The organism is Sphingomonas faeni (genome assembly GCF_030817315.1).
Lineage (GTDB): Bacteria > Pseudomonadota > Alphaproteobacteria > Sphingomonadales > Sphingomonadaceae > Sphingomonas > Sphingomonas faeni_C.
The window spans coordinates 318465-336966 of record NZ_JAUSZF010000004.1 but is presented as its reverse complement, the minus strand read 5'-3'; the positions used below and the strand labels follow the sequence as shown (position 1 = coordinate 336966).

The 18502-nt window shown below is 61.9% G+C and carries 27 protein-coding genes and 1 pseudogene; 2 read left to right on the top strand and 26 right to left on the bottom strand.

From position 1 onward, the window contains the following. Nucleotides 1-4: 4 nt before the first annotated feature. Nucleotides 5-421: an antitoxin gene (locus QFZ54_RS19705; protein ID WP_307090344.1), complete on the bottom strand. Its 417-nt coding sequence runs from the start codon at nt 419-421 to the stop codon at nt 5-7. Between the two features lie 30 nt (nt 422-451). Between QFZ54_RS19705 and QFZ54_RS19700 the strand changes: the two genes are divergently transcribed. Then, entirely contained in the window at nt 452-646 is a 195-nt protein-coding gene (locus tag QFZ54_RS19700) for a hypothetical protein (protein ID WP_307090343.1), read from the top strand. A gap of 71 nt (nt 647-717) precedes the next feature. On the opposite strand, the gene QFZ54_RS19695 is transcribed toward QFZ54_RS19700, so the two are convergent. The 3 genes from QFZ54_RS19695 to QFZ54_RS19685 all read right to left on the bottom strand — a co-directional run bounded on the left by QFZ54_RS19695 (nt 718) and on the right by QFZ54_RS19685 (nt 2204). Next, the gene (locus QFZ54_RS19695) at nt 718-1563 is read right to left on the bottom strand and encodes a D-alanyl-D-alanine carboxypeptidase family protein (protein WP_307090341.1); all 846 of its coding nucleotides are present in this window, start codon (nt 1561-1563) and stop codon (nt 718-720) included. Between the two features lie 89 nt (nt 1564-1652). Continuing rightward, nucleotides 1653-1922, bottom strand: a complete 270-nt coding sequence (locus tag QFZ54_RS19690; protein ID WP_031440623.1) for a DUF1488 family protein — start codon at nt 1920-1922, stop codon at nt 1653-1655. 60 nt (nt 1923-1982) lie between these two features. Continuing rightward, nucleotides 1983-2204 (bottom strand): hypothetical protein, encoded by a 222-nt coding sequence (locus QFZ54_RS19685; RefSeq protein WP_307090338.1) that lies wholly within the window; start codon nt 2202-2204, stop codon nt 1983-1985. A gap of 204 nt (nt 2205-2408) precedes the next feature. Here QFZ54_RS19685 and rpsU point away from each other — a divergent pair, with 204 nt between their 5' ends. Then, complete coding sequence (rpsU, locus tag QFZ54_RS19680; protein ID WP_056483632.1) at nt 2409-2609, top strand: 30S ribosomal protein S21; 201 nt, start codon at nt 2409-2411, stop codon at nt 2607-2609. A 22-nt stretch (nt 2610-2631) separates the two neighbouring features. Here rpsU and QFZ54_RS19675 read toward each other — a convergent pair whose 3' ends face one another. The 22 genes and pseudogenes from QFZ54_RS19675 to QFZ54_RS19570 all read right to left on the bottom strand — a co-directional run bounded on the left by QFZ54_RS19675 (nt 2632) and on the right by QFZ54_RS19570 (nt 18439). Beyond that, on the bottom strand, nt 2632-2982 hold the full coding sequence (locus QFZ54_RS19675) for a protealysin inhibitor emfourin (RefSeq protein ID WP_307090334.1): 351 nt from the start codon (nt 2980-2982) through the stop codon (nt 2632-2634). Further along, entirely contained in the window at nt 2982-4061 is a 1080-nt protein-coding gene (locus tag QFZ54_RS19670; RefSeq protein WP_307090332.1) for a M4 family metallopeptidase, read from the bottom strand. The genes QFZ54_RS19675 and QFZ54_RS19670 overlap by 1 nt, the downstream gene beginning before the upstream one ends. Nucleotides 4062-4080: 19 nt before the next feature. Further along, the gene (locus QFZ54_RS19665; protein ID WP_307090330.1) at nt 4081-4842 is read right to left on the bottom strand and encodes a hypothetical protein; all 762 of its coding nucleotides are present in this window, start codon (nt 4840-4842) and stop codon (nt 4081-4083) included. Nucleotides 4843-4852: 10 nt separating this feature from the next. Further along, nucleotides 4853-5872, bottom strand: a complete 1020-nt coding sequence (locus tag QFZ54_RS19660) for a hypothetical protein (protein WP_307090329.1) — start codon at nt 5870-5872, stop codon at nt 4853-4855. 26 nt (nt 5873-5898) lie between these two features. Continuing rightward, nucleotides 5899-6069: a hypothetical protein gene (locus tag QFZ54_RS19655; RefSeq protein ID WP_307090327.1), complete on the bottom strand. Its 171-nt coding sequence runs from the start codon at nt 6067-6069 to the stop codon at nt 5899-5901. Between the two features lie 75 nt (nt 6070-6144). Continuing rightward, a pseudogene (locus tag QFZ54_RS19650) lies at nt 6145-6582 on the bottom strand (DNA/RNA non-specific endonuclease); the annotation flags it as partial. 36 nt (nt 6583-6618) lie between these two features. Then, nucleotides 6619-7035, bottom strand: a complete 417-nt coding sequence (locus tag QFZ54_RS19645) for a hypothetical protein (protein WP_307090325.1) — start codon at nt 7033-7035, stop codon at nt 6619-6621. A gap of 45 nt (nt 7036-7080) precedes the next feature. Continuing rightward, nucleotides 7081-8268, bottom strand: coding sequence for a hypothetical protein (locus tag QFZ54_RS19640; RefSeq protein WP_307090323.1), 1188 nt, complete (start codon nt 8266-8268; stop codon nt 7081-7083). 251 nt (nt 8269-8519) lie between these two features. Continuing rightward, entirely contained in the window at nt 8520-9020 is a 501-nt protein-coding gene (locus tag QFZ54_RS19635) for a hypothetical protein (RefSeq protein WP_307090321.1), read from the bottom strand. 76 nt (nt 9021-9096) lie between these two features. Further along, entirely contained in the window at nt 9097-9408 is a 312-nt protein-coding gene (locus QFZ54_RS19630) for a hypothetical protein (protein ID WP_307090319.1), read from the bottom strand. A gap of 19 nt (nt 9409-9427) precedes the next feature. After that, nucleotides 9428-9724, bottom strand: coding sequence for a hypothetical protein (locus QFZ54_RS19625; RefSeq protein ID WP_307090317.1), 297 nt, complete (start codon nt 9722-9724; stop codon nt 9428-9430). Nucleotides 9725-9737: 13 nt separating this feature from the next. Beyond that, complete coding sequence (locus QFZ54_RS19620) at nt 9738-10382, bottom strand: hypothetical protein (protein ID WP_307090315.1); 645 nt, start codon at nt 10380-10382, stop codon at nt 9738-9740. 228 nt (nt 10383-10610) lie between these two features. After that, nucleotides 10611-11216 (bottom strand): DUF7007 domain-containing protein, encoded by a 606-nt coding sequence (locus QFZ54_RS19615; RefSeq protein ID WP_307090314.1) that lies wholly within the window; start codon nt 11214-11216, stop codon nt 10611-10613. Nucleotides 11217-11265: 49 nt separating this feature from the next. Then, nucleotides 11266-11799 carry a thermonuclease family protein gene (locus tag QFZ54_RS19610; protein WP_307090311.1) on the bottom strand — a complete coding sequence of 178 codons (534 nt, stop codon included), beginning with the start codon at nt 11797-11799 and terminating at the stop codon, nt 11266-11268. Beyond that, a complete protein-coding gene (locus QFZ54_RS19605; RefSeq protein WP_307090309.1) occupies nt 11790-11981 on the bottom strand; it encodes a hypothetical protein in 192 nt (63 codons plus the stop codon). The genes QFZ54_RS19610 and QFZ54_RS19605 overlap by 10 nt, the downstream gene beginning before the upstream one ends. Before the next feature lie 11 nt (nt 11982-11992). Then, nucleotides 11993-12349: a DUF6927 domain-containing protein gene (locus QFZ54_RS20580; RefSeq protein ID WP_373458658.1), complete on the bottom strand. Its 357-nt coding sequence runs from the start codon at nt 12347-12349 to the stop codon at nt 11993-11995. 78 nt (nt 12350-12427) lie between these two features. Further along, nucleotides 12428-13936: a reverse transcriptase/maturase family protein gene (locus QFZ54_RS19595; protein ID WP_307090306.1), complete on the bottom strand. Its 1509-nt coding sequence runs from the start codon at nt 13934-13936 to the stop codon at nt 12428-12430. Then, nucleotides 13849-14304, bottom strand: coding sequence for a hypothetical protein (locus QFZ54_RS19590; protein ID WP_307090525.1), 456 nt, complete (start codon nt 14302-14304; stop codon nt 13849-13851). The genes QFZ54_RS19595 and QFZ54_RS19590 overlap by 88 nt, the downstream gene beginning before the upstream one ends. Before the next feature lie 586 nt (nt 14305-14890). Continuing rightward, nucleotides 14891-15181 (bottom strand): hypothetical protein, encoded by a 291-nt coding sequence (locus QFZ54_RS19585; RefSeq protein WP_307090304.1) that lies wholly within the window; start codon nt 15179-15181, stop codon nt 14891-14893. Between the two features lie 15 nt (nt 15182-15196). Beyond that, nucleotides 15197-16105 carry an ArdC family protein gene (locus tag QFZ54_RS19580; protein WP_307090302.1) on the bottom strand — a complete coding sequence of 303 codons (909 nt, stop codon included), beginning with the start codon at nt 16103-16105 and terminating at the stop codon, nt 15197-15199. A 95-nt stretch (nt 16106-16200) separates the two neighbouring features. Continuing rightward, entirely contained in the window at nt 16201-16422 is a 222-nt protein-coding gene (locus QFZ54_RS19575) for a hypothetical protein (RefSeq protein WP_307090301.1), read from the bottom strand. Then, entirely contained in the window at nt 16391-18439 is a 2049-nt protein-coding gene (locus tag QFZ54_RS19570; RefSeq protein WP_307090300.1) for a ParB/RepB/Spo0J family partition protein, read from the bottom strand. Before QFZ54_RS19570 ends, QFZ54_RS19575 begins: the two co-directional genes overlap by 32 nt. Between the last annotated feature and the right edge of the window lie 63 nt (nt 18440-18502).

Here is an 18502-nt window from a genome sequence, read left to right as displayed (position 1 = left end):
CCAGTCACAGGTCGACCGCCTTCAGTGGGAGCAGCGTCGTATCGAGATCGTCGGGGAATTGATCGTCAGAGGCGAGGGGGGCTAGCCCTTTCAGAATGTCGACAAGTCGCGCCTTGGGTGCGGATTCAATTATGAGCTTTTCGCCTTCTTTATGAATGAGCACCCGGGTTCCCGAAAACTCGAACTCAGCTGGAATACGAACCGCCTGACTACGATTGTTGCGGAACAGCCTGGCTTCGCGCACGTCAAAGTTCGACGATGATTGTGACACGACACACTCCTTGCATATGCCATGTATATACCAAGCTAACCGGCGCTCATCAATTGCGATGAAAGCGGGCGTCGCGAATGCCACCGTATCGTCTGTTACGATTTGCGAGCAGCCGAAATCGGTCGCGCCGATACTGTCGTCCCACAACATGAGCTGCCGTCCATTTTAGGGAAACACGGAATGAAAAACTCCGCGCATCGCGACGATAATGAATTGGAGAAACGCTGGACGGCCTTGCCCGCCAATGCGGCGGAGACGAACATCTCCGGCAGGATGGCTGCCAACGTGACGATGTTCAAAGGTGCCGGCCTGCAGCACTTTGTGCCCATGTTGGTCTATGCAAGATCGGTGCCCAACATACCGCTAGGCCATTGATTTAACATAACATATATTATCGATCCGAACGATTGTCGTGGCTCTGAGTCATGCCAAGGCAGTTCGTAGAGTTACCGCCGTCGTATGCGACGCGCCTTCGATCTCGTTCCGGTGAAGCCCAGCTCGATCAAATTGGCAACGCGCGCATCACGCGCCGAAACGCTGGTCTCGCCCAATACGACGACCACGATACGCCGACCTCGACGCATCGCCGACGCTGCGAGATTGTAGCCGGCGTCGGACGTGTACCCGGTCTTGATGCCGTCGACGCCTGCAACCCGACCGAGCAGATGGTTGTGATTGCGGATGCGGTGCGATCGCCACTGAATCGTACGTCTGCTGAACCGGGCATATTGCCGTGGAAAGCGCCTGACGATGGCGCGCGAGAGCTTCGCCATGTCGCTCGCCGTTGTCACGTTCCCGGCGCTGGTTAGCCCGGATGCGTTTGCGAACCGCGTGTTCCGCATTCCAAGCTGGCGCGCCTTTGCCGTCATCATTCTGGCAAATTTCGGCTCACTGCTAGCAATGCGTTCGGCCACGGCAACGGCCAAGTCGTTCGAAGAGATCGCTGCGATTGCATCCAGCGCCTTGCCGACTGTGATCCTCCCACCTGCGGCTATGCCTAAATGCGTAGCCGGCTGGCGGGCCGCCCGGCGGGATATCGGCAAAGGGTCACTTGGCCGTAAGCGGCCATCGGCCAGCGCTTCGAATGCGAGATAGAGCGTCATCAGCTTGGTCAGCGACGCCGGCCGTCTCGCCGCATCCGGCGCCTGAGAAAAAAGAACGGTACCGGTTGAGGCATCGACGACGATCTCAGATACGCGTGATCGGGCATATGCAGCCTGCACAGGCAGGCAGAATGCCAAGCTGGCAACGATAAGACCGATCTGCAAACGCCGTAGAGAACTGAAAAACATGCCGAAGTTGGTATCCTCAATGAGCCTTGAAGATGCCAACTCTGACCTGACTGCTGCCTTAAGCGGCGAAGGGCGCCTCGGAGCGATTGCTACTCGAGGTCGCTTTCTGTCACTGTTATCAGATTGGCCGTTGGCCGAAGCTCGGCAAGATCGGCGCAGATATCGAGTATCTCGTCGCTGAACCGCTCGAACAATTCCAGGGCGTCATTGTCTGGTTCGTCGCCGCTCACTTCACGCAGAACGGCGTATTTCACGGCAAAATCGCGGTCCTCGCTATCGATGTCGGCGGTAAACTCGACCTGCTTTTCGCGGTCGTTGTCGACCAGGCTGTCTTGATCAATCGTGAGACGGTTCGCCATGTATCGCTGCTTCCTTTGGTTGGCAGGCTCCCCTGCCCGAAGGCTACACAGCGCGCAAACTCAGCAAAGGCTGATCCCGCGGTACGTCGCATCCTCAACGATGATTTTGGCAGTTCCAGGCCCGACGATCGTGTTCACCTTCCCCAGCGTCGTATCGATCGCGTCCCCTGAAAATACGATCTCGACCACATGGGAATTGGCGACTGGGAGGCCATGAGCGTCGATTACCATCGGCGCCGGTAGCAGTTGAACACGATAGGCAGGTATGTCGGAATTGGTCATGAGGCCTTCTCCAGCTTGGTGGATCAGTGTCAATGCCCACGGACTGCGGCGTATAAACAGTACCCGCAGGGGGCCGGATTAATCACGTTCGCGCAAGATAACTGCGATTAAAGCCGGCAAGTTAATCATGCACTTGGCACATGCCTACCGGGCTTATAGGCATGGGCGCGTTAATCATCGACGCAATTACGAAAGTCAGGTTTCATGCAGGTCATCGTCCGCGACAACAACGTCGACCAGGCTCTTCGCGTTCTAAAAAAGAAGCTGCAGCGCGAAGGCGTCTACCGCGAGATGAAGCTGCGCCGCCATTTCGAGAAACCGTCGGAGAAGCGCGCGCGCGAACACGCAGCGGCCGTCAGCCGAGCACGTAAGGCCGATCGCAAGCGCGCCGAAAAGGATCAGTAAGTTCCAGGGTTTGGTTAGACCGTCACCGTGTGGGTACGTGCTGTTTGCTCAGGCGGCGAACGACAGAGACGAGCTTCGCCATGGCGGGGTCGCGGATCGGCTCTGCGAGCCGCATCTCCCGGCTTCGTCCGTTGATCGTCAGGCCAACCGTATACGTGCGCGCATCCGGTCTCGCGATATCGTTCGATGGCTCGCAACCGAAGAAGTCAGCCTGATCGGCAAGGCTGGTGAGTTCCTGACGCTCGGGCGTTGCAAGGTCGCCGAACGAAATGGTCTGTTCCTTCGCAAGCCCAAGAAAATGGGCGAGGCCTCCCTCGATCCGTACCCGGGCTTCGCCCGTTACGGTCTCGTCGCAAGCCTTGCCCATCTGCATCAGATCACTCCAACCGCTGTCCATGCTTCGGCGACCGCTGTCGTTTCGGCACTGTCCGTACCGTGCAAACGCTCCGCGACGTCGATAGTGACACGGGCAAAGCCGGCAAAGTCCGTGTTGGCCCGCGTATTGGGGTCCAGCAGCGCATTGTACCATATCCAACCGGCGCGGTCCCATGCGTTTCCACCGATCGTCGTCGCGGCCAGATAGAAGGCCCGGTTGGGGATACCGGAGTTGATATGAACACCGCCATTGTCCTGATTGGTGCGAACAAAATCGTCCATGTGGCCAGGCTGCGGATCCTTGCCGAGGACGGGATCGTCATAGGCTGTGCCGGGTTCCTTCATCGACCGCAGCGCGACGCCTTTGACCGCCGAGGTCAGCAGTCCGGCACCAATGAGCCAGTCCGCCTGGTCGGCCGTCTGGCCGAGGAGCTTCTGCTTCACCAGGCTGCCGAACACGTCGGAGATGCTCTCATTGAGCGCGCCCGACTGGTTGAAGTAGGCGAGCCCTGCCTCCTTCTCGGTAACACCGTGGGTGAGCTCGTGGCCGATCACATCGAGCGCAATCGTGAAGCGATTGAACAGCTCGCCATCGCCATCGCCGAACACCATCTGGGTGCCGTCCCAGAAGGCGTTGTCATAGTCCTGATCGTAATGGACCGTGGCGTCGAGCGGCAGCCCGGCATCATCGATCGAGTTGCGCTGATAGGCTTCCCAGAACAGCGCAAACGTTGCACCCAGGCCATCATACGCCTCGTCGACCGCGATATCGCCCGTTGGTCCCTCCCCTTCGCGCCGCACGACCACAGAACCCGGCGCCTCGGGCTCGCCCCCGGCGTCACGGATTGTCCGCAATGGACTGGGGACAAGGATGTTGCCCGCAGCCGACCGCCGTCGGGCGAGATCTCCGGTGACGGGGCCGGCCGTACTGGCCCGGACGATCCGGATGGTCGGGTCGATCATCAGACTGTGCATCGCCATGGCGCGCAACGCAGGCGAACCGTTCTCGGCGATCTTGGAAAGGATGTAGGGTGGCAGGATGCAGTGAAGCGAATGCCGATGCGTGGACATGCACATGATCGTGGCTCCTTATCGATTAGCGGCGGGAGTGGCGGAGCGCGAACGGTACGAGCGCAACCCACATGATGGTGATGAAAGCGAGGAACTGGCTGGTCTGCGCCGGGCCGCCCGGGAGGTAGCCAAACCCGCCTAGCGAGGCGGCGTAGAGCTCGAACGAAATGACCGACACGCCAATCGCCAGCACATCTGCATCTCCCCCACTCTCCTCCTGCGTTCCAAACCAGCGCAGTGCGATGACGAACAGCGTAATGACGGCGATCAGGATCAAGCGAATGACGATGTCGTTGCCAGCGATGCCTATGGCGAGGGGGTAAAGCGTTACCGCCTCGACAGGGAATAGCTTCACAAGACTGGTGTAATATGGCTCGGGCGCTGGATCAGGCCGGTGCCCAGGTCTTACCTGCGGCGTTGATACTCGTCGAAGGCGCAGCGCGCCGCGCAGGGCTGGCTGAGAGGACGCCACCCCTTCATTGGTCAAAGCCGCAATCGCGCGTTGTACGGCTGCCGCGTACCGCGACACCTCGGCATCGCTGGGTGTAAGCGCGGCGCCGATCGTCGTCGCTTGTTCGCAGCGATCCAGGATCGTCGCGAATTCTGGTCGGTCCACGGCCTCGGGGCTGTGCAACGAAGCGATCCGATCGCGTTCGTTACCGAGCGCCGTGCGTAAGCCGAATATCGTATCGAAAAAGCGCGGGAGATAGCGGGGGTCCTCGGTCAGTCCTTGAAGCTGATCGATAAGCGCGTCTGCAGCCCTCACGGCCTCGGTAAAGGTGGTCATCGGATCCTCCTCAGGCGGGGGTGGCGATCGACGCGATCAATCCGAGCGCGCGGGTGATACGATCGATGTTCAGTCGAGCCGCGGCGCGGCGCTGCTGCGGCGATAAGCGACCTGCCAAGGCATCCCGCAGCCCCGCCTGGGCTTTTGCGGTGAGATCAATCGCGTCTGCCACCTCGGCCGCCCGTAAGGGGCCCTGCTTTGCGGCCTCGCGGGCGGCGAAAACACGGGCGGCAAGCTGCTCGCGCTGTTCGGCCGTCAGACTGGTGCGATTGCGAAGGTAGGTTCGGAACAGCGCGTTGCTGTAGAGATCGTCGGCGTTGCGCGCCGCCCCCCTGCCCCAGGTCAGGACCTGAACGGACAGCGATGCCAGTGCGCGATCGACGACGGCGCCGCGTTCGACAACCAATGCGCGCACATTGCGGGTTTGCCGCGCTTCACGCGCGAGGTCGTTGGCAAACGCGATCAGCGCAACCACGCTCTGCCCTTGTTCGCGGGCGACAGCGGCGTTGACGTTTGGCAGGTCAGTGCCGGCGACAAAGTTCGCGAACCGGGCCAGCCGGTCGGCTTGATCGGCAAAGGCAGTGATCTCGGCCGATACGTCGGTCTTGGGGGCGTCGAGAATGGCCGCTAGCGCATCAGCGTATCCACCAATTGCGGCGAGCAGTGCGACACGTGGTTCCAGTACCGCTCGTGGACTGCTCCCGATGTCAATTTCGAACGCCGTATAGCCAGGGGCGGGTGCCTCGTTCGCAAGACATAGAGGTGCGGGCGGGACGGTCGGTGCCGTAGGCACCTGGATGCGCAGCGGGGTCGCCGGCAGGCAGCTTGGATCGCTCGCAACCAGCGCTGCAGCGGCCTCCCGACGGCGCAGCTCTATCGCGTCGAAATAGGCCGTCGTGGCGAGGACTGCCTCCCGGCCTCGGGCCTGAACAGTCCCGGCGGTTTCGAGCTGAATCGCGTTTGTCGCACATCCCGCCAGAAGAGGCAGGGCTGTCAGTACGGGCAGAAGGGAAATGACGCGGCAGCGCATAACGGTCTCCTTCGGGCTTTCAGGCATCATGCGCCTAAACTGCGATTCTCTCTTCTTTTTCTACGCCGCGGGATCGTCCGCACACGCGAACGGTCCGCTGGCCGATCACGCGTGCGAACAGCCGTAATGATGTTGACGACGCTGGTGATGAGCGCTGCGATACCTACAAGCATGGGGCCGTCGATCATGTCGGTCATTGTCCGACTCTCCTTGTTGATCCGACTACCGATGTTCCATCTATGTTCTTTGTAGGACAGCGCTATTTGCGGGCGCTAAAGCCTAATTTCTTCGGCCTCGGTAATCAGCACCCGGACAGCGTCGCCGGTCGCCTTCTCCTCGTTCGAAAATCCGTCGAACTCCCGCAACGACCCAAAGTCGAGGTTCGTCAGGCCTTCTATCGCGAGGACTGATCGCTGATAGGTCTTGAACGCGCCGAACAGGAGCGACTGCGCGTCCAGGTCGACATCGTGATCGATCAGATACGCGCATGCCGATGGACGACCGTCGTCATGGATGAATGCGACAACCTTCCAATAGGCCAGCGGGATCGCGACGCCGCGGTACACCGGATCATTGCCCCCGAAGACTGGCCCCGTAAAGACGGTTGCACGTTCGCCGACCCGACGCGTATTGCTAAGGATATAATCCTCGAGGCACAGCCAGAATCGCTGATTGAAAACCGAGAGCTGTGGCGCACAGTTGGTGAAATGGAAGGTATCGCGGCCTCTCCTGCGCCGCTTGGCTGGTTAGCCGGGCGTCTCGCTCTTCAGCATCGCGGCGCGTGCCCGTTCTTCCTCGGCGGTGTACATCAGCAGCACCAGTATCGAGGGTTTGATACCTTCAGTGAGAGCGCGCGTATCGACAATATGCCGGCCGCCCTTGGTGATCGCGAAGGCGTTGAACGTCGGCATGTTGCCGCCATCGGCGCTCGGGATCGTCGTCCCGCGATCGTGAAATTGAATATCGACGAACCTGGCCGTCCCGTCAGGGCTGTGAGGCCGGAAACTGAAGGTGACGCGGCGACCGTCGCTGGTCTTCGCACTGAGCGTGAAGTCGCCGTCCGGCAGGTCGATGACCTTGTGCGGCACGTCGTTGAAGCCGGCAAAGCCGATGGCCTCGGCTTCGGCCTTGGTCATCACGGGCAGGTCACGGATGTCAGGCATGGTGGTCTCCTCTTGAGTAAGGTTGGAAAAGCGGGTCCCGCGGCGTCAACTGCAGGCGTCCATCAGGCGGGTGGCGCCGCCAAAGGCGCGCAGGGCCGTTGCCATTTCGCGGCGTATGTTCGTCTTGTTGGAGACGGTGATCTCGGGAGCGAGACGTTCGCCGGTGGAGGTGGCATAGCCTTCGGCAAGCATGCCTCCTTCGGCCTCGATCCGGATCAGGTGGCCGCGGCGCGGCGCTGGACCGACATGGCGGGCGGTGAACTCACCGAGCTTGCCGGTCAGGCCTTTGATCGCCTTGCCCCAACGGATGTGGCCGGCGCCAAGATTGTCGGTCCCGTCATAGCCGCGGTCGAGCCAGCAGCGCAGATGCGCCCGCTGTTGAAGAAGCGAGTTTTGCGATCGCTCCATGTTCGCACACAGCGGCAGTGCGCTTGCGAAGGCGTCGACGATGCGAAGGTAGTCGCCCTGTACCGCGATCAGGACGTCATCGATCTCGTGTCCACTAAGGATGGCCCGGAGGGCATCGCCGTGGCTCGGATCCGCGATGATTTCGTCGGCGCGCGAAGCCGCGATCGGCACCTTCGTCTCGACCGGGCATCCGTTCACGACGAAGCCCTCATGGCGGTCGATCGTGACGATCGTCATAGCCTCGCTGCCTGGTCGGGCGCGGATCTCATCAACGAGGCGTAGACTCGAGACGCGCATCAACCCCGGCGTCACCTCTTCGATCGTGGCGTCAGAGACGATCAGCAGACGCCGCGACCACCGCGTTGGGCGGGCATGATCGTTCGGCTTGGACCAGCTGCTCGGCGCCGGTCGTGCCCTTGGCGATAGCGGCGCTACCGGGCGTTGATTATCCCGGCGAATGGCGGCGAGGTTGCTGCGGCGGGCGGCGTCAAACAAGTCGGCCTGGTCACCGCCACCATCGGCAAAACCACGGTCATAGGCCTCGCGCTTGGCATCCTCTCTACGCGAGCCATCGGCGCAAAAGCGATGCTCCCAACCGGCATCGGCCGCGGTCCAGCCGCTCGCGTAGGCAACGGCAAGATCCCAGTCATAGCCGTAGCGATCCCGACCACGCAGGATCGCAATCTCGCTATCGACGATCGTCCCTTCCTGGGCACGCGATTCCATCAAGACGAAGTTCCGGATCTGCCGTTCGGCCTCCGTCCTGGTGGCGATCGCGTCGTTCAATGGCTTCATCGCCGCGATACGTTCGCGTCCCCGTGTCATCCGTTCCTCCAGTGGCGCCGTGGGTGGCAAGTCTGGATAGGATCGCCAGATTAAGGCCAGCTCTGTAGCCTGTTCGACCGAACGTCCACGCGTCAGCCAGCAACGCATATCGGTGGAATCAAAATAGTCCGGCTCTACGGCCTCGGCGCCACGCGGTGACCGGACAAGGGGGAACGCTCCCGCCGGGACGATCCCGGTGGGCTGCGATTGCAGCATCAGCATTGGCTCAATCCTTCAGGGGTTGGGCAGGATTATGCTGCGGTCAGACGTTGGCGTGCGGCCTCCGCCTGTTGCGGAAAGGCCGCTGCGAGGTGGCCGTAAAGGATACCGAAGTCGGCGATCGGGAACGTCCCGTCAGCGTCTGGCCGCGTCGTCAGCAGCGCACCTATCACCAGCTCGACGTGATCAAGGCGTTCGATCGTGGCGACCGAACCAGCGTAGATGACCGGGGGCGTAAATCCGGCCTCGAGCCATGACCCCAGACCTTCCTCTACGGCCGCGGCATACGCCTGAAAGGCTTCGTCTTCCTCGTCCTCTATGTGGAGGGCAAGCGTCCGATAGACGCCAAAGTCATGCCGGTTCGTATGCGGTCCAAGCTTGCAGCCGGCAGGCGGCATACCGTGACGCGCGATGATCGCCAGCTTGTAGGCGAGGACCTCGAACGTGTTCACCGCGTCGAAGTCCGGCGTCTGGCCGAGTTGGGCGCAGTCCTCGTTGGTCGGTGCGCCACCAATATCGATAATGTAGGACATGGGGTATCTCCATCGATCCACCTGGATCGACTCAAACCCCATCCTCCTTCCCTCTAACCGCCGCGAAGCGGGTTGCTCAGGATCGATAAAGGAACGGGCGCACCGCACGCTGCGCCGGTCCGTCGACAGATCCCAGCGTCTTTAGGCGGTCGGTCTCAAGCGTGGCGCCGAGCGTTTCCGGCAGGTCGGCGTAGCGGGCAGCAATCTCGATCGCCGCTGCTGCGGTTGGTAGCTCGTCGGGCTCAGTACCCTGCCATTCGACCATGTCATCTTCGCCTTTCAGAGTCGGCTGAGGACGCAGAACCTGAACGAAAAAGGTACCTAGCGGACGGTCGAAGCCGATCGCCACGGTGGTGCCGGCGTTGCCGGTGAAAGTATGACGGCTCATCAGTTGATCCCCCAATTGGTCAGGAAGCGAGCGTGATCCACGCAAGCTGCCACGGGCGCGGATGCGGCGTAAAGCGGAGTACGCCGGGGACCTGTTCAGCATCACCAGTCAGACGCTCGACCAGCCAGTCGATATAAAGGATGGCATCGGCCATATCCCCCTCGAGCAGATCGTCGAGCATCGCCGACTGGCGTGCGTGATCGTCTGTGAGCATCGACCAGTCGAGCGCATCAAGGAAACGCTCCCGTCGCTCTATGAAGTGCGCAATGCGCGTGGCGTCAGCTCGTGCAACCGCGAGCGCGTCTTGGATGTGCATGGGCATCACTCCTTCAGGCGGCGATCAGGACCTGGTCGACAGGCGCGACCGGTCGGACGGCGATCGACAGATCGCGACGTAGGCGAGCAGCGAAGCGGTCCGGCTTCAGCAGATCGGCCATCGGCGCGTAGCGGTTGGACGGGTTCGTGCTATCGCAGACCCCCCGGTACGCTACCTCACGACCCTGGTGGCGTGCGCCGATCCTGACGCTGACGGCAAACTCCCCGGCCGCCAGCAGGACATGCCCGGATCCGTCGCGTTCGCCCTGAAGCGACACCACCTCGAATGTCCCTGGTGACAGGCCAATGCAGACGGCGAGGGCATTCATCGCCTCGGTCGCTTCGATATGAAAACGCTCCTTGGCGCAGGCATCATATTCCACGCCGCGGATTGCGAGCGCCAGCAGCGTCGGGAACCGCTTCAGGTCTGTGAGGCGGCGCCTGCAGGCGTGGCGGAGTACGTCGCGGGGCGCACGATTGGTCGACACCGTTGCCATGTGACGCGCCAGCAGCACTACCGCGGGGTCGCTGTTGGGATCGACGCCGGCATTGCGGCAGTCTTCGACCGCTTTTTCGATCGCGTGCAGTGTCGCGATGACGGTGGTGAGGCCGCTCGGGTCCAGCGCTTGTTGGTGGCGGAAAGGCACATCGTAAATCATCGACGCATGCTCCGAATGAGGACCGTGCGCTTTCTGGCGCACACTCTTCACCCCCCTCTCTTCTCCCGCGACACCCGGTTCGCGCTCGTATCGTCAGCCCCTCAGGGCTGGGCGCTTGGGCACGTCACGGGAGAGATGTTGCCGGATTTTTGGCAACATCTTTCGGCTTTAGTCGGCCCCCTTCCCCTCCGTTGCCCAGAGGGGGTAGGGCGACGACGCTTTCGATCGTCACGGCACCAGTTCGACATCAAGTGCCGCGAAGGTGTTGAGCGGGCGGGAGCTGTCGTAGCGTGCGGCATCACAAAGGCCTTTGAAGTCCGGGCCTTCATACTGTGCGAAGCCCAGGTGATCGCAGCCGGTGATGCGCTGCCCGGTGACGCCGACCTTGCCTTTGGGCACCCAGTCGGCCCAATCTCCGGACGCTGAGCGCACCCCAATCTCTCCGATCGCGGCCTCGTAGAGCGTTACCTTTTTCAGGACGTAGCTATCGCTCGGGCTGATAACCTCGCCGGTGAAGGCACCGTACTGCATCGGTCGCCAGTGACGTGCCGTCTGATGGGCAAGGTCGCGCTCGATATCGAACAGCGGGTCTTTCAGTACGGCGAACTCGGTCTCGAAGCCGACGACTACCAGCGACCAGTTGACGTCTTCCTCGTAGTAGATGTGCTCGAGGCGCAGCGCATCGGGCATCGCCGCCTGACGCTCATCCGAGAGGACGAAGCCACCATGCGAAGGGGTGGTAACGAACCAGATACCCGGCAAACGCTGGATCGCGGTGTCGGGCGTGTCCCAAAGCGTATGCACGGGCGCGGGGGTCGAAGTAAAAGCGGGCATGATCGTCTCCTTGATCGATGCCTTTCCCCTCCCCCTTCCCTCCTTACGTTCAGCGGTCCGGACGGCCTCGGCCCCGGCTCTCGCAGGCGAGGCGTTCGCCGCGACGCCATTTTGCCGGATCGATGAAGTAGCCGGCATGCACTCCGACACGTCTGGCCTCGGCGCTTTCATAAGCGGCGAGATAACGCTGGGCGCGCTCGGGGTCGCTCTTCAGGAAGCTCGTCGCGGGTACGGCAAGCCCCGCTGCGATCATGCTCTCACCAAGGTCCTGGCCCCCGATCTCGACCGTTCCGATCGGACGACCGTAGCTTTGCTTGCCCGTCAGGCGGATCGTGCTGCTTCCTGACTTCAGGAGCTTCGACGCATAGTCCTGCGCCGCCTTGCCGCACGGCCAGCAGCCATTCGCATTTTGGCACGATTGCCGCTTCTCGAAGGCATCAGCCCCAAAAATCCGGACGTCGAACGATACGGTGTCACCGTCGATCGCTCGACCGTCAGCGCGGATCATCGCTGTGTCTTCGGCCTGGGAGGCGGCCCCTCCGCAGGCGGCGAGGGCGAGAGCGAGGACAAGGGTCATGCGCATGCTCGGGCGCCCTCGATCAGGGCGGCGGTCGTCTCGACGATCAGCCACGGCTGCAACGGCTCAGCCGTAGCGACAATGTCGGTGTGAATCCCGTCAAGGCGCATCCATGCGGCGACCCTGACGGCGTTGGACCTGCTGCACAGCACACGGCGCAGCGGCGAGAGGGGAGTGTCGGCAGACATGGGGCTATCCATTATGCTGGTGTCGCACACGCGGTAGGGGCCGCGAAGACGGTGTGGTGAACTTTGGTTTCCGGAACGATAGACCAAGCCAGGTCTCGGAAATGCGAGATGCGGTAGTGGCCGTGCCCCTTGTCGCTCCGGAAGGTGATCTTCTCGCCCCGTTTCACGACGATGAACTCGGTGCCGCTATGGCCGTCGCTGAACGAAATCGGGCGGGGAAGTTTGATCCGCATACCGTTATCAATTCGGCGAGCATGCAGCCTGAGCCGCACGAGGCAACGTCGCCGCCAATCGAGGGCGCCTTCCTTGGATGTCGGTGACAGGAGACGCAGGATCCGAGCAGGGCATCCGGCCTCGCAGGGTCCCATCGATTCCTCCAGTCGGGTAGGGTTGGTGCTGCTCAAAGAGTCAGCCCTGACCCCCCCGCCGAACCGTACGTGCAGCTTTCACTGCATACGGCTCTCCGCTGCGATAATACCATTCATGTTCCGGGTATCGGACAAGCGTCCACGGTGTAGGTCAACATGACACAGGTCGCACAGGACTCTCGTCCTGCGTGACCGCGCAGCCTTCATCTCCGCAGCGAAACCACGTTGTGCAATATCGGCCAACCCTTCGACGTGATGAACCTGACACGGACGGTCCGTCCGCCCGCACGCCGAGCATTGCTTGGCGTTCTGACGATCAACCCAATCCGTCCGTGAATCGGAATAGATTTGAGTCCGCGGTGGGATATCCACCTTGGCCTTATCTACCCACCCACGGTCCAAGTACATCAGCTTCCAGACCTTAACCGACCGAGGCTGGCCGTCGACCACATAATCGACGCGATATTCCTGCCCCGACCTCATACGGGCGGCAACAGCACGTACGCTACTCTTGTGCTTGCTGGCCATGGTTTTGAACATACTCCAGCGTTGGATGAACTCCAGCCTATTGAGCTTTTGCTTCACGTCCCTCGCTAATGCGTAGTAATTCGCAAACCCCCGCAGTTCGGCATTATATGCAAGGACGATCTCGACATCGCTACAGCTAAGAAGGATGTTTCGATGCTTGGCCTTCAATACAGCCATGTCACCATACCCCTTCCTTGCGGCAAACCCGAAAACCTTCTCCCAAGGAACGCTGAGTTGCATCACCTCTGACGGAGGCCGACGGCTGAAGTGCTGCGAGCCGCGCTGGCTCCGCACTGTCCATTGACGTCCCGTATAGGTTCGCACCTCGTAACCGAGGAAGGCGGCTCCATCGCTCGCCTTTCGAATACCGCTTTTCTCCTCGGATACGCTCAGTGCCAACTCGGTGGTCAGGAACGACCCAACCTCCGCGAAGATACGTCGCGCATCGTCTTTGCTACCGATCACACCGATAAGGAAATCATCAGCATACCGGCAGTAGCGAAGTCGGCGATATCCGGCGTCCATGGCGTCTCGCGACGGCAAGGTACGCATCTGTTTCGACAAAGCTTTGATCTCGGAGATTAAGACCCCGATCACTGCCAAGTCAGCGCTATCGCTGGCCTGTAGACGCTTGAGCCGCGCTCGCCTTTTAGCGATGCGCGCTGCCACTCTCCCGTACTCCGGGTTCGTGGCACGGACCTTTCCCTTTTCGAAGGCGGCTATCCGGCCTGCGATGAACTCATCGAGCTCATGCAGGTAAATGTTTGCCAAGATTGGAGAAACGATCCCGCCCTGTGGAGTGCCGCTGTAGGTCGGATTATGCGTCCGCCCCTCCATGACGCCCGCCTTCAGCATGTCACCGATCAGGCCAACGAACTTTTCATCGTCGATCCGTTTCCGCAACAGCTTGAGCAGGACGTCATGGTCAATGTTCTCGAAGAACCCAGCGACATCCACGTCAACAAGCCATTTCACGCCCGTCCAGACGGCTTTAACGTGTTCAAGCGCCGTGTGACACGATCTCCCCGGCCGGAACCCATGCGAGGCGTTCGAGAACACCGCTCATAGATCCTTTCGAGGAGTTGGCGCGCCACCTCCTGGACGAGGCGGTCGTCGCGCGTGGGTATGCCCAGCGGACGCCGCTTACCCTTGCCTTTCGGGATGAATACCCGACGCACTGGTTTCGGTTTGTAGGCTCCGGCCACCACACTGGCGATCAATGGGTCGAGGTCTTCAGGACCGAAGTCCGCAAAGGTCTCGCCATCGACACCCGGCGTCATCGCCCCCCGATTGGAGACGATCTTCTTGAGTCCCTGCTCCCAGAGAAGCCGAGACCCCATCAGACGATGAAGCCCATTCACTCGTTTGCCCGACGTTGCCAGCGTGGGAATGGCCTCCAACCGGGCCATCACAGTTTCAGGTAGCATCAGCACACCCCATGATTTCGGTTGAAGTATCGCAACTGCCGCCCTTCCCCCGGCGGTCTCCGCTTTCGGCCCGGTCGCCCGTTCCTTATGCGGATGCACCGTCTCCCCGACTGGGAAGCTGTCCCAGGCATTACCCCGGGCGTTTGAGTACTATGGCGGCTCCGTACCCATGCAGGTCGGCCGAAGCCGCCTGTTTAGGGCATCCCGTAGTTACACTGATCGGAGATACGACGCGGTTAGGTGTCCCGTTCATCCACTAAACCCCTCGACGAGAGGCGCGCCGGACGGGCTGAGGAGCAAAGAGCCAAGACATGAGACTCTTGCCATCGTCCGGGGCTGGCGTGTCAGTCGCTTTCGCCAGCTTCCGCTATATAAAACGCTGCAGACTGGGATTTAAGCAGTGTAGCCTTCACCTTACGCGTCTTGCCCTGACCGGCATCGCTCCTTTACGACTGGAACGCATTCGGCCTTGCTCCAAGCATGCTGTTGTCCCCTGTCCGTTTCCGGATTTCAGGTCTTTCGAACCCAAGGTTAGCTTGGCGGGCAGAGGTTTCCTCAACTTACCTCATCATTACTGATACTCCTTTCAGCGCCACAACGGCGCACTGTCCTTGTACGCAAAGACGTATCCGTCCCTGGCCTTGGGGTTCCAGCGCACCAGACACACCAGTGCGATGACGTAGAGCGGTTCGTCGTCTGCGATGATTTCAGCTGCTGCGTACCAGACGCGGTTTCCGACGAACGCGCTGTCGATAACGCGCATGCCGCGCGTGCCGCCACCATCCAGCGCACGGCTGTAGGTGAACTGGTCGTCCAGATAGGCCTTGGGGTTCGGGTGGCCGGCCATGCCGGCGGTGGTCATCGAGAGCCAGCCCATGTCGTGTTCTCCGGTTCATGCGGCGAGCCGCGTTTCTGCTGCAGCCTCGGTCGAGAAGGCGCGAAGGTAGGAGAAGGCCTGTTCGGCCTTAGTCGCGGCCAGGAAGATCGCGGTCTTGTCGGCGCGCAACACCCCCAACCAGTTGGCGAGGTAGGAGGCGTGGCTGTCGTGCAGCTCGGTCGGGAGACCGAGATCGCCGCAGATCATGGCCGAGCCAAGCTCAGCGACCAATTCTTCGACGCAATATGCGTTGTCGCCGAAGCGCTTCCCGAAGGTGCGATCGAGCCGGGAGGCATGGCCTGCCCAATGGACGGTCTCGTGCGCCCGAACCGATGCGTATGCGTCGCCTGACTTGAAGCTACCGGTGTGCGGCATCTGGATATAGTCGAAGGTTGGGTGGAAGAAGGCGCGGTCACCGCCGTGACGGACCTTGGCCGGGATACCGGCAAAGAAGGCGTCGATGCGATCCTGCCGTTCTGAGATCAGCAAAGGGGTCGGTGCAACCTCGCGCGGGTAGTAATAGTCCGGGAGGCCAACGATTTCGTCGGCGTTGAAGACGACATAGGAACGCAGAAAGCGGATCATCTGGTCAGCGGTCGCACCGAGCAGATTGGGCATTCCGGCCTTGCGGAAGGTCGAGGCATAGACGGAGAAAGACGGTCTGGCATCGCGGTTGATCTCGCCGCCCAGTTCGCGTGCCTGACGGGCGGTCATCCAGTAGCGGCTGCGATAGCCATAGGTGTCGGCGGTCGCCCAAAGCCACAGGGCGTTGATGCCCGCGTACGGAACGCCCTCATGGCGCAGTGGCCTGCCGCCCTCGCCGGTAACCGACCAGGAGCGCTGCCACGGGAGGGTCCCTGCTTCGAGCCGTGCGATGATGGCGGCGGTGATGTCGGCCGCAATGTCGCGGGTTGTAGCGGTCATGACGCTGTCCTCGTTAGCGGTGAGGAAAAGGCACTGCCGGCGCCGCGAGGTCGCGGGCCGGCAGTGAGGCTGCTCAGAATTGAACCGTCGTGCCGCTATTCGGCCGCGACGATCTCGTTCACATCGTCATCGTTCTGGTGATCGAGTTCGGTCTGGGCGCTGCCGTTCGTCTCGACATCGTCCGGGCTGTCACCGACCAAAGCGGCAAGATCGTCCTCGCCGGTATCGTCGCTGTCCGCCTCGATCAGGTCCGCGAGATCTCCCTGCTCGCCGTCGTCCTCGCTCTCACCCCCGACGACAGTGTCGCTGAAGCGCATCGCGGTGGGCACCCATTTCAGGGCAGCTTCCTTGACGTCGGTCTCGAACGATCGCTTCGCCAGCGAAGAGCTTCTGGCACGATGCCGAGATCTCGGTCTTCTTCTCGCTGGCGTGACGGCTCGACAGCGCGGGGCCTCCGACCTCGTGAAGCAGCGAGATCAACGACCCCTTGGAAACCCGGTCGAAGAAGTTCTCCGACGTCGGACGCCACCAGCTGGCGACCTCGACCTCGAGGATGCTGGCCATGCGGCCGTGGAGCGGGTTCTGGCGATTGGAGCCGTAGGACTCCTTGGCCTCCAGCGACGTCGCGACGATGTACGCCAGCCATGCGCTCTTCACCTCGTCGCCGAGCGCGCGGAATGCCTCGAACCGCATGACCTTGTTGTCGGACTCGCCCCACGATTCATCGAGCCCGTCCCGTACCTCGGCGAGGTAGTCGCGCGCGCGCGATCCCGGCATGTTGGTCGACAGGATCGGATCCTGCGGGGCATGGGCGCTGATCGTCGTGCCGTCATTCGACGAAGTGCCGCGCCGTGCATCCACCATGGCGAACAGCATATAGTCCAGCGCGAGGCCGGGACTGGCGATCAACGACGCCGCCAGGACATCGCGACGCTGCATCGCGAGCTGGTCGCTCAGGACCTGGCTGAGTGCTTTGCCGCCCGGCGCTGCGTTATCGGGGTCGACCTCCTTGGGACTGCCCGCCGTCACCGGCGTCGCAGCGCCTTCCTCGATGCGGAAGGTCGGCTCCGCCCGGACCCGTTCCGAGCCCTCGCCCTCGCCGTCGGCAACCCGGTCGTCCGTCTCGTCGGTCTCCCCGTTACCACTTTCGACCGGCTCCGGCTCGACCACCGTGACGCGGATCGGCGTTTCGCTGTAATAGGTCTCATCCAGGACCATCGCGCCGGTCTGCGACAGCGTCAGAAACGCACCGACACGCGACACGAGTTCAGCGGGGAGTACCGAGGGGCGACGTTGCAGCGCTTCGAGTTCCTCGCCAAGCGCATCATGCTCTGCGTCGCTCGCGTTGAACGCCTCTTCGGAGAGTTCGTCGTTCTCCATCTCCTGCTGCAGTTCGCCCATGCGCTGCTCGATCTCATCTACGCGCTGTGCCTCGGCCGGCGACATCGGCTGGACCGGCAGGGCGATGCGGTGGAGACCGCGAGCCGCATCCCAGGTGCTGTGGCTGGCAACAGGCCGGATCCACGCAAGTCCGCGTTCCTCGCCGATACGCTTAGCTTCCGCTTCCATCATCGCGGCCGCGAGGGTCTGGGCGATCTCGGGGTTGGTCCAGCGCTCGCCGGCGTTGCTGAACAGGTCGCGGTCGATGACGCCGCCTGCGGCCTCGTAAGGCTCGACGCCGACCAGGAGCGCAATCGGATCGTTGGCCCGCATCGTGTCGTTGGCGATGACGCGGCGGATGGCGTCGGCGTTGTAGTGAACCATCGAGCTATAGGTCTGCCAGACGCGCAACTGACGCTCATGACTGCCGGTCGAGGCGTAGGCCTTGGCCATGTCGAGGGTCAGTTCGCCGTTGGCGAGAGCAGAGAAGATCGGCTCGGCAAGATCGGCCAGGCGAAGGCGACCGTCGATGAAGCGGCGGGTAACGCCAAAGCGCTTGGCCACAGCGTCGATATCGGTGCTGCCGTTCAGGAAATGCTGGAAGGCGCGGCATTCCTCGGCCGGGCTGAGTTTCATGTGATGGAAGCTGACCGCGAGCGAGGTTTCGGTTAGTTCGGCATCGTCACCCTTCAGGACACGCACCGGCACGTCATACTCGTCGGGATTGATGACGCCGCGAGAGACTAGCATGTTGAGCGCACGCCAGCGCCGGCCGCCATCGAATACCTCGAACGTCCCGCGTGGCCGCGAGACCGGCGTGACGAGCAGGTTCTGGAGGACGCCGCGGGCTTCGAGGTCGGCTGCGAACGGCTCGATCTGCAACGATTCATCAGGGGCGGTGCGGACGTTGCTGGCGGAGAGGCGGAGCTTCGAGAGTTTAACGGACTGGATCATGGGAAATCACCCTTCGTTTCTGAGCATCCGGAATCTTTTCCGAACACCCATCTCCTCCCCCCT

What these genes read in the sequence shown, in the direction of transcription:
- QFZ54_RS19625 (WP_307090317.1), bottom strand. Translation starts at nt 9,724, where the DNA reads ATGCACATCCAAGACGCGCTCGCGGTTGCACGAGCTGACGCCACGCGC.
- QFZ54_RS19580 (WP_307090302.1), bottom strand. Translation starts at nt 16,105, where the DNA reads ATGACCGCTACAACCCGCGACATTGCGGCCGACATCACCGCCGCCATC.
- QFZ54_RS19705 (WP_307090344.1), bottom strand. Translation starts at nt 421, where the DNA reads ATGTTGTGGGACGACAGTATCGGCGCGACCGATTTCGGCTGCTCGCAA.
- QFZ54_RS19665 (WP_307090330.1), bottom strand. Translation starts at nt 4,842, where the DNA reads ATGACCACCTTTACCGAGGCCGTGAGGGCTGCAGACGCGCTTATCGAT.
- QFZ54_RS19685 (WP_307090338.1), bottom strand. Translation starts at nt 2,204, where the DNA reads ATGACCAATTCCGACATACCTGCCTATCGTGTTCAACTGCTACCGGCG.
- QFZ54_RS19660 (WP_307090329.1), bottom strand. Translation starts at nt 5,872, where the DNA reads ATGCGCTGCCGCGTCATTTCCCTTCTGCCCGTACTGACAGCCCTGCCT.
- QFZ54_RS19700 (WP_307090343.1), top strand. Translation starts at nt 452, where the DNA reads ATGAAAAACTCCGCGCATCGCGACGATAATGAATTGGAGAAACGCTGG.
- QFZ54_RS19690 (WP_031440623.1), bottom strand. Translation starts at nt 1,922, where the DNA reads ATGGCGAACCGTCTCACGATTGATCAAGACAGCCTGGTCGACAACGAC.
- QFZ54_RS19630 (WP_307090319.1), bottom strand. Translation starts at nt 9,408, where the DNA reads ATGAGCCGTCATACTTTCACCGGCAACGCCGGCACCACCGTGGCGATC.
- QFZ54_RS19605 (WP_307090309.1), bottom strand. Translation starts at nt 11,981, where the DNA reads ATGTCTGCCGACACTCCCCTCTCGCCGCTGCGCCGTGTGCTGTGCAGC.
- QFZ54_RS19590 (WP_307090525.1), bottom strand. Translation starts at nt 14,304, where the DNA reads ATGCTACCTGAAACTGTGATGGCCCGGTTGGAGGCCATTCCCACGCTG.
- QFZ54_RS19645 (WP_307090325.1), bottom strand. Translation starts at nt 7,035, where the DNA reads ATGCCTGACATCCGTGACCTGCCCGTGATGACCAAGGCCGAAGCCGAG.
- rpsU (WP_056483632.1), top strand. Translation starts at nt 2,409, where the DNA reads ATGCAGGTCATCGTCCGCGACAACAACGTCGACCAGGCTCTTCGCGTT.
- QFZ54_RS19610 (WP_307090311.1), bottom strand. Translation starts at nt 11,799, where the DNA reads ATGCGCATGACCCTTGTCCTCGCTCTCGCCCTCGCCGCCTGCGGAGGG.
- QFZ54_RS19655 (WP_307090327.1), bottom strand. Translation starts at nt 6,069, where the DNA reads ATGACCGACATGATCGACGGCCCCATGCTTGTAGGTATCGCAGCGCTC.
- QFZ54_RS19585 (WP_307090304.1), bottom strand. Translation starts at nt 15,181, where the DNA reads ATGGGCTGGCTCTCGATGACCACCGCCGGCATGGCCGGCCACCCGAAC.
- QFZ54_RS19670 (WP_307090332.1), bottom strand. Translation starts at nt 4,061, where the DNA reads ATGTGCATGTCCACGCATCGGCATTCGCTTCACTGCATCCTGCCACCC.
- QFZ54_RS19620 (WP_307090315.1), bottom strand. Translation starts at nt 10,382, where the DNA reads ATGATTTACGATGTGCCTTTCCGCCACCAACAAGCGCTGGACCCGAGC.
- QFZ54_RS19575 (WP_307090301.1), bottom strand. Translation starts at nt 16,422, where the DNA reads ATGCGCTTCAGCGACACTGTCGTCGGGGGTGAGAGCGAGGACGACGGC.
- QFZ54_RS19695 (WP_307090341.1), bottom strand. Translation starts at nt 1,563, where the DNA reads ATGTTTTTCAGTTCTCTACGGCGTTTGCAGATCGGTCTTATCGTTGCC.
- QFZ54_RS19615 (WP_307090314.1), bottom strand. Translation starts at nt 11,216, where the DNA reads ATGCCCGCTTTTACTTCGACCCCCGCGCCCGTGCATACGCTTTGGGAC.
- QFZ54_RS19570 (WP_307090300.1), bottom strand. Translation starts at nt 18,439, where the DNA reads ATGATCCAGTCCGTTAAACTCTCGAAGCTCCGCCTCTCCGCCAGCAAC.
- QFZ54_RS19675 (WP_307090334.1), bottom strand. Translation starts at nt 2,982, where the DNA reads ATGCAGATGGGCAAGGCTTGCGACGAGACCGTAACGGGCGAAGCCCGG.
- QFZ54_RS20580 (WP_373458658.1), bottom strand. Translation starts at nt 12,349, where the DNA reads ATGGGACCCTGCGAGGCCGGATGCCCTGCTCGGATCCTGCGTCTCCTG.
- QFZ54_RS19635 (WP_307090321.1), bottom strand. Translation starts at nt 9,020, where the DNA reads ATGTCCTACATTATCGATATTGGTGGCGCACCGACCAACGAGGACTGC.
- QFZ54_RS19640 (WP_307090323.1), bottom strand. Translation starts at nt 8,268, where the DNA reads ATGACACGGGGACGCGAACGTATCGCGGCGATGAAGCCATTGAACGAC.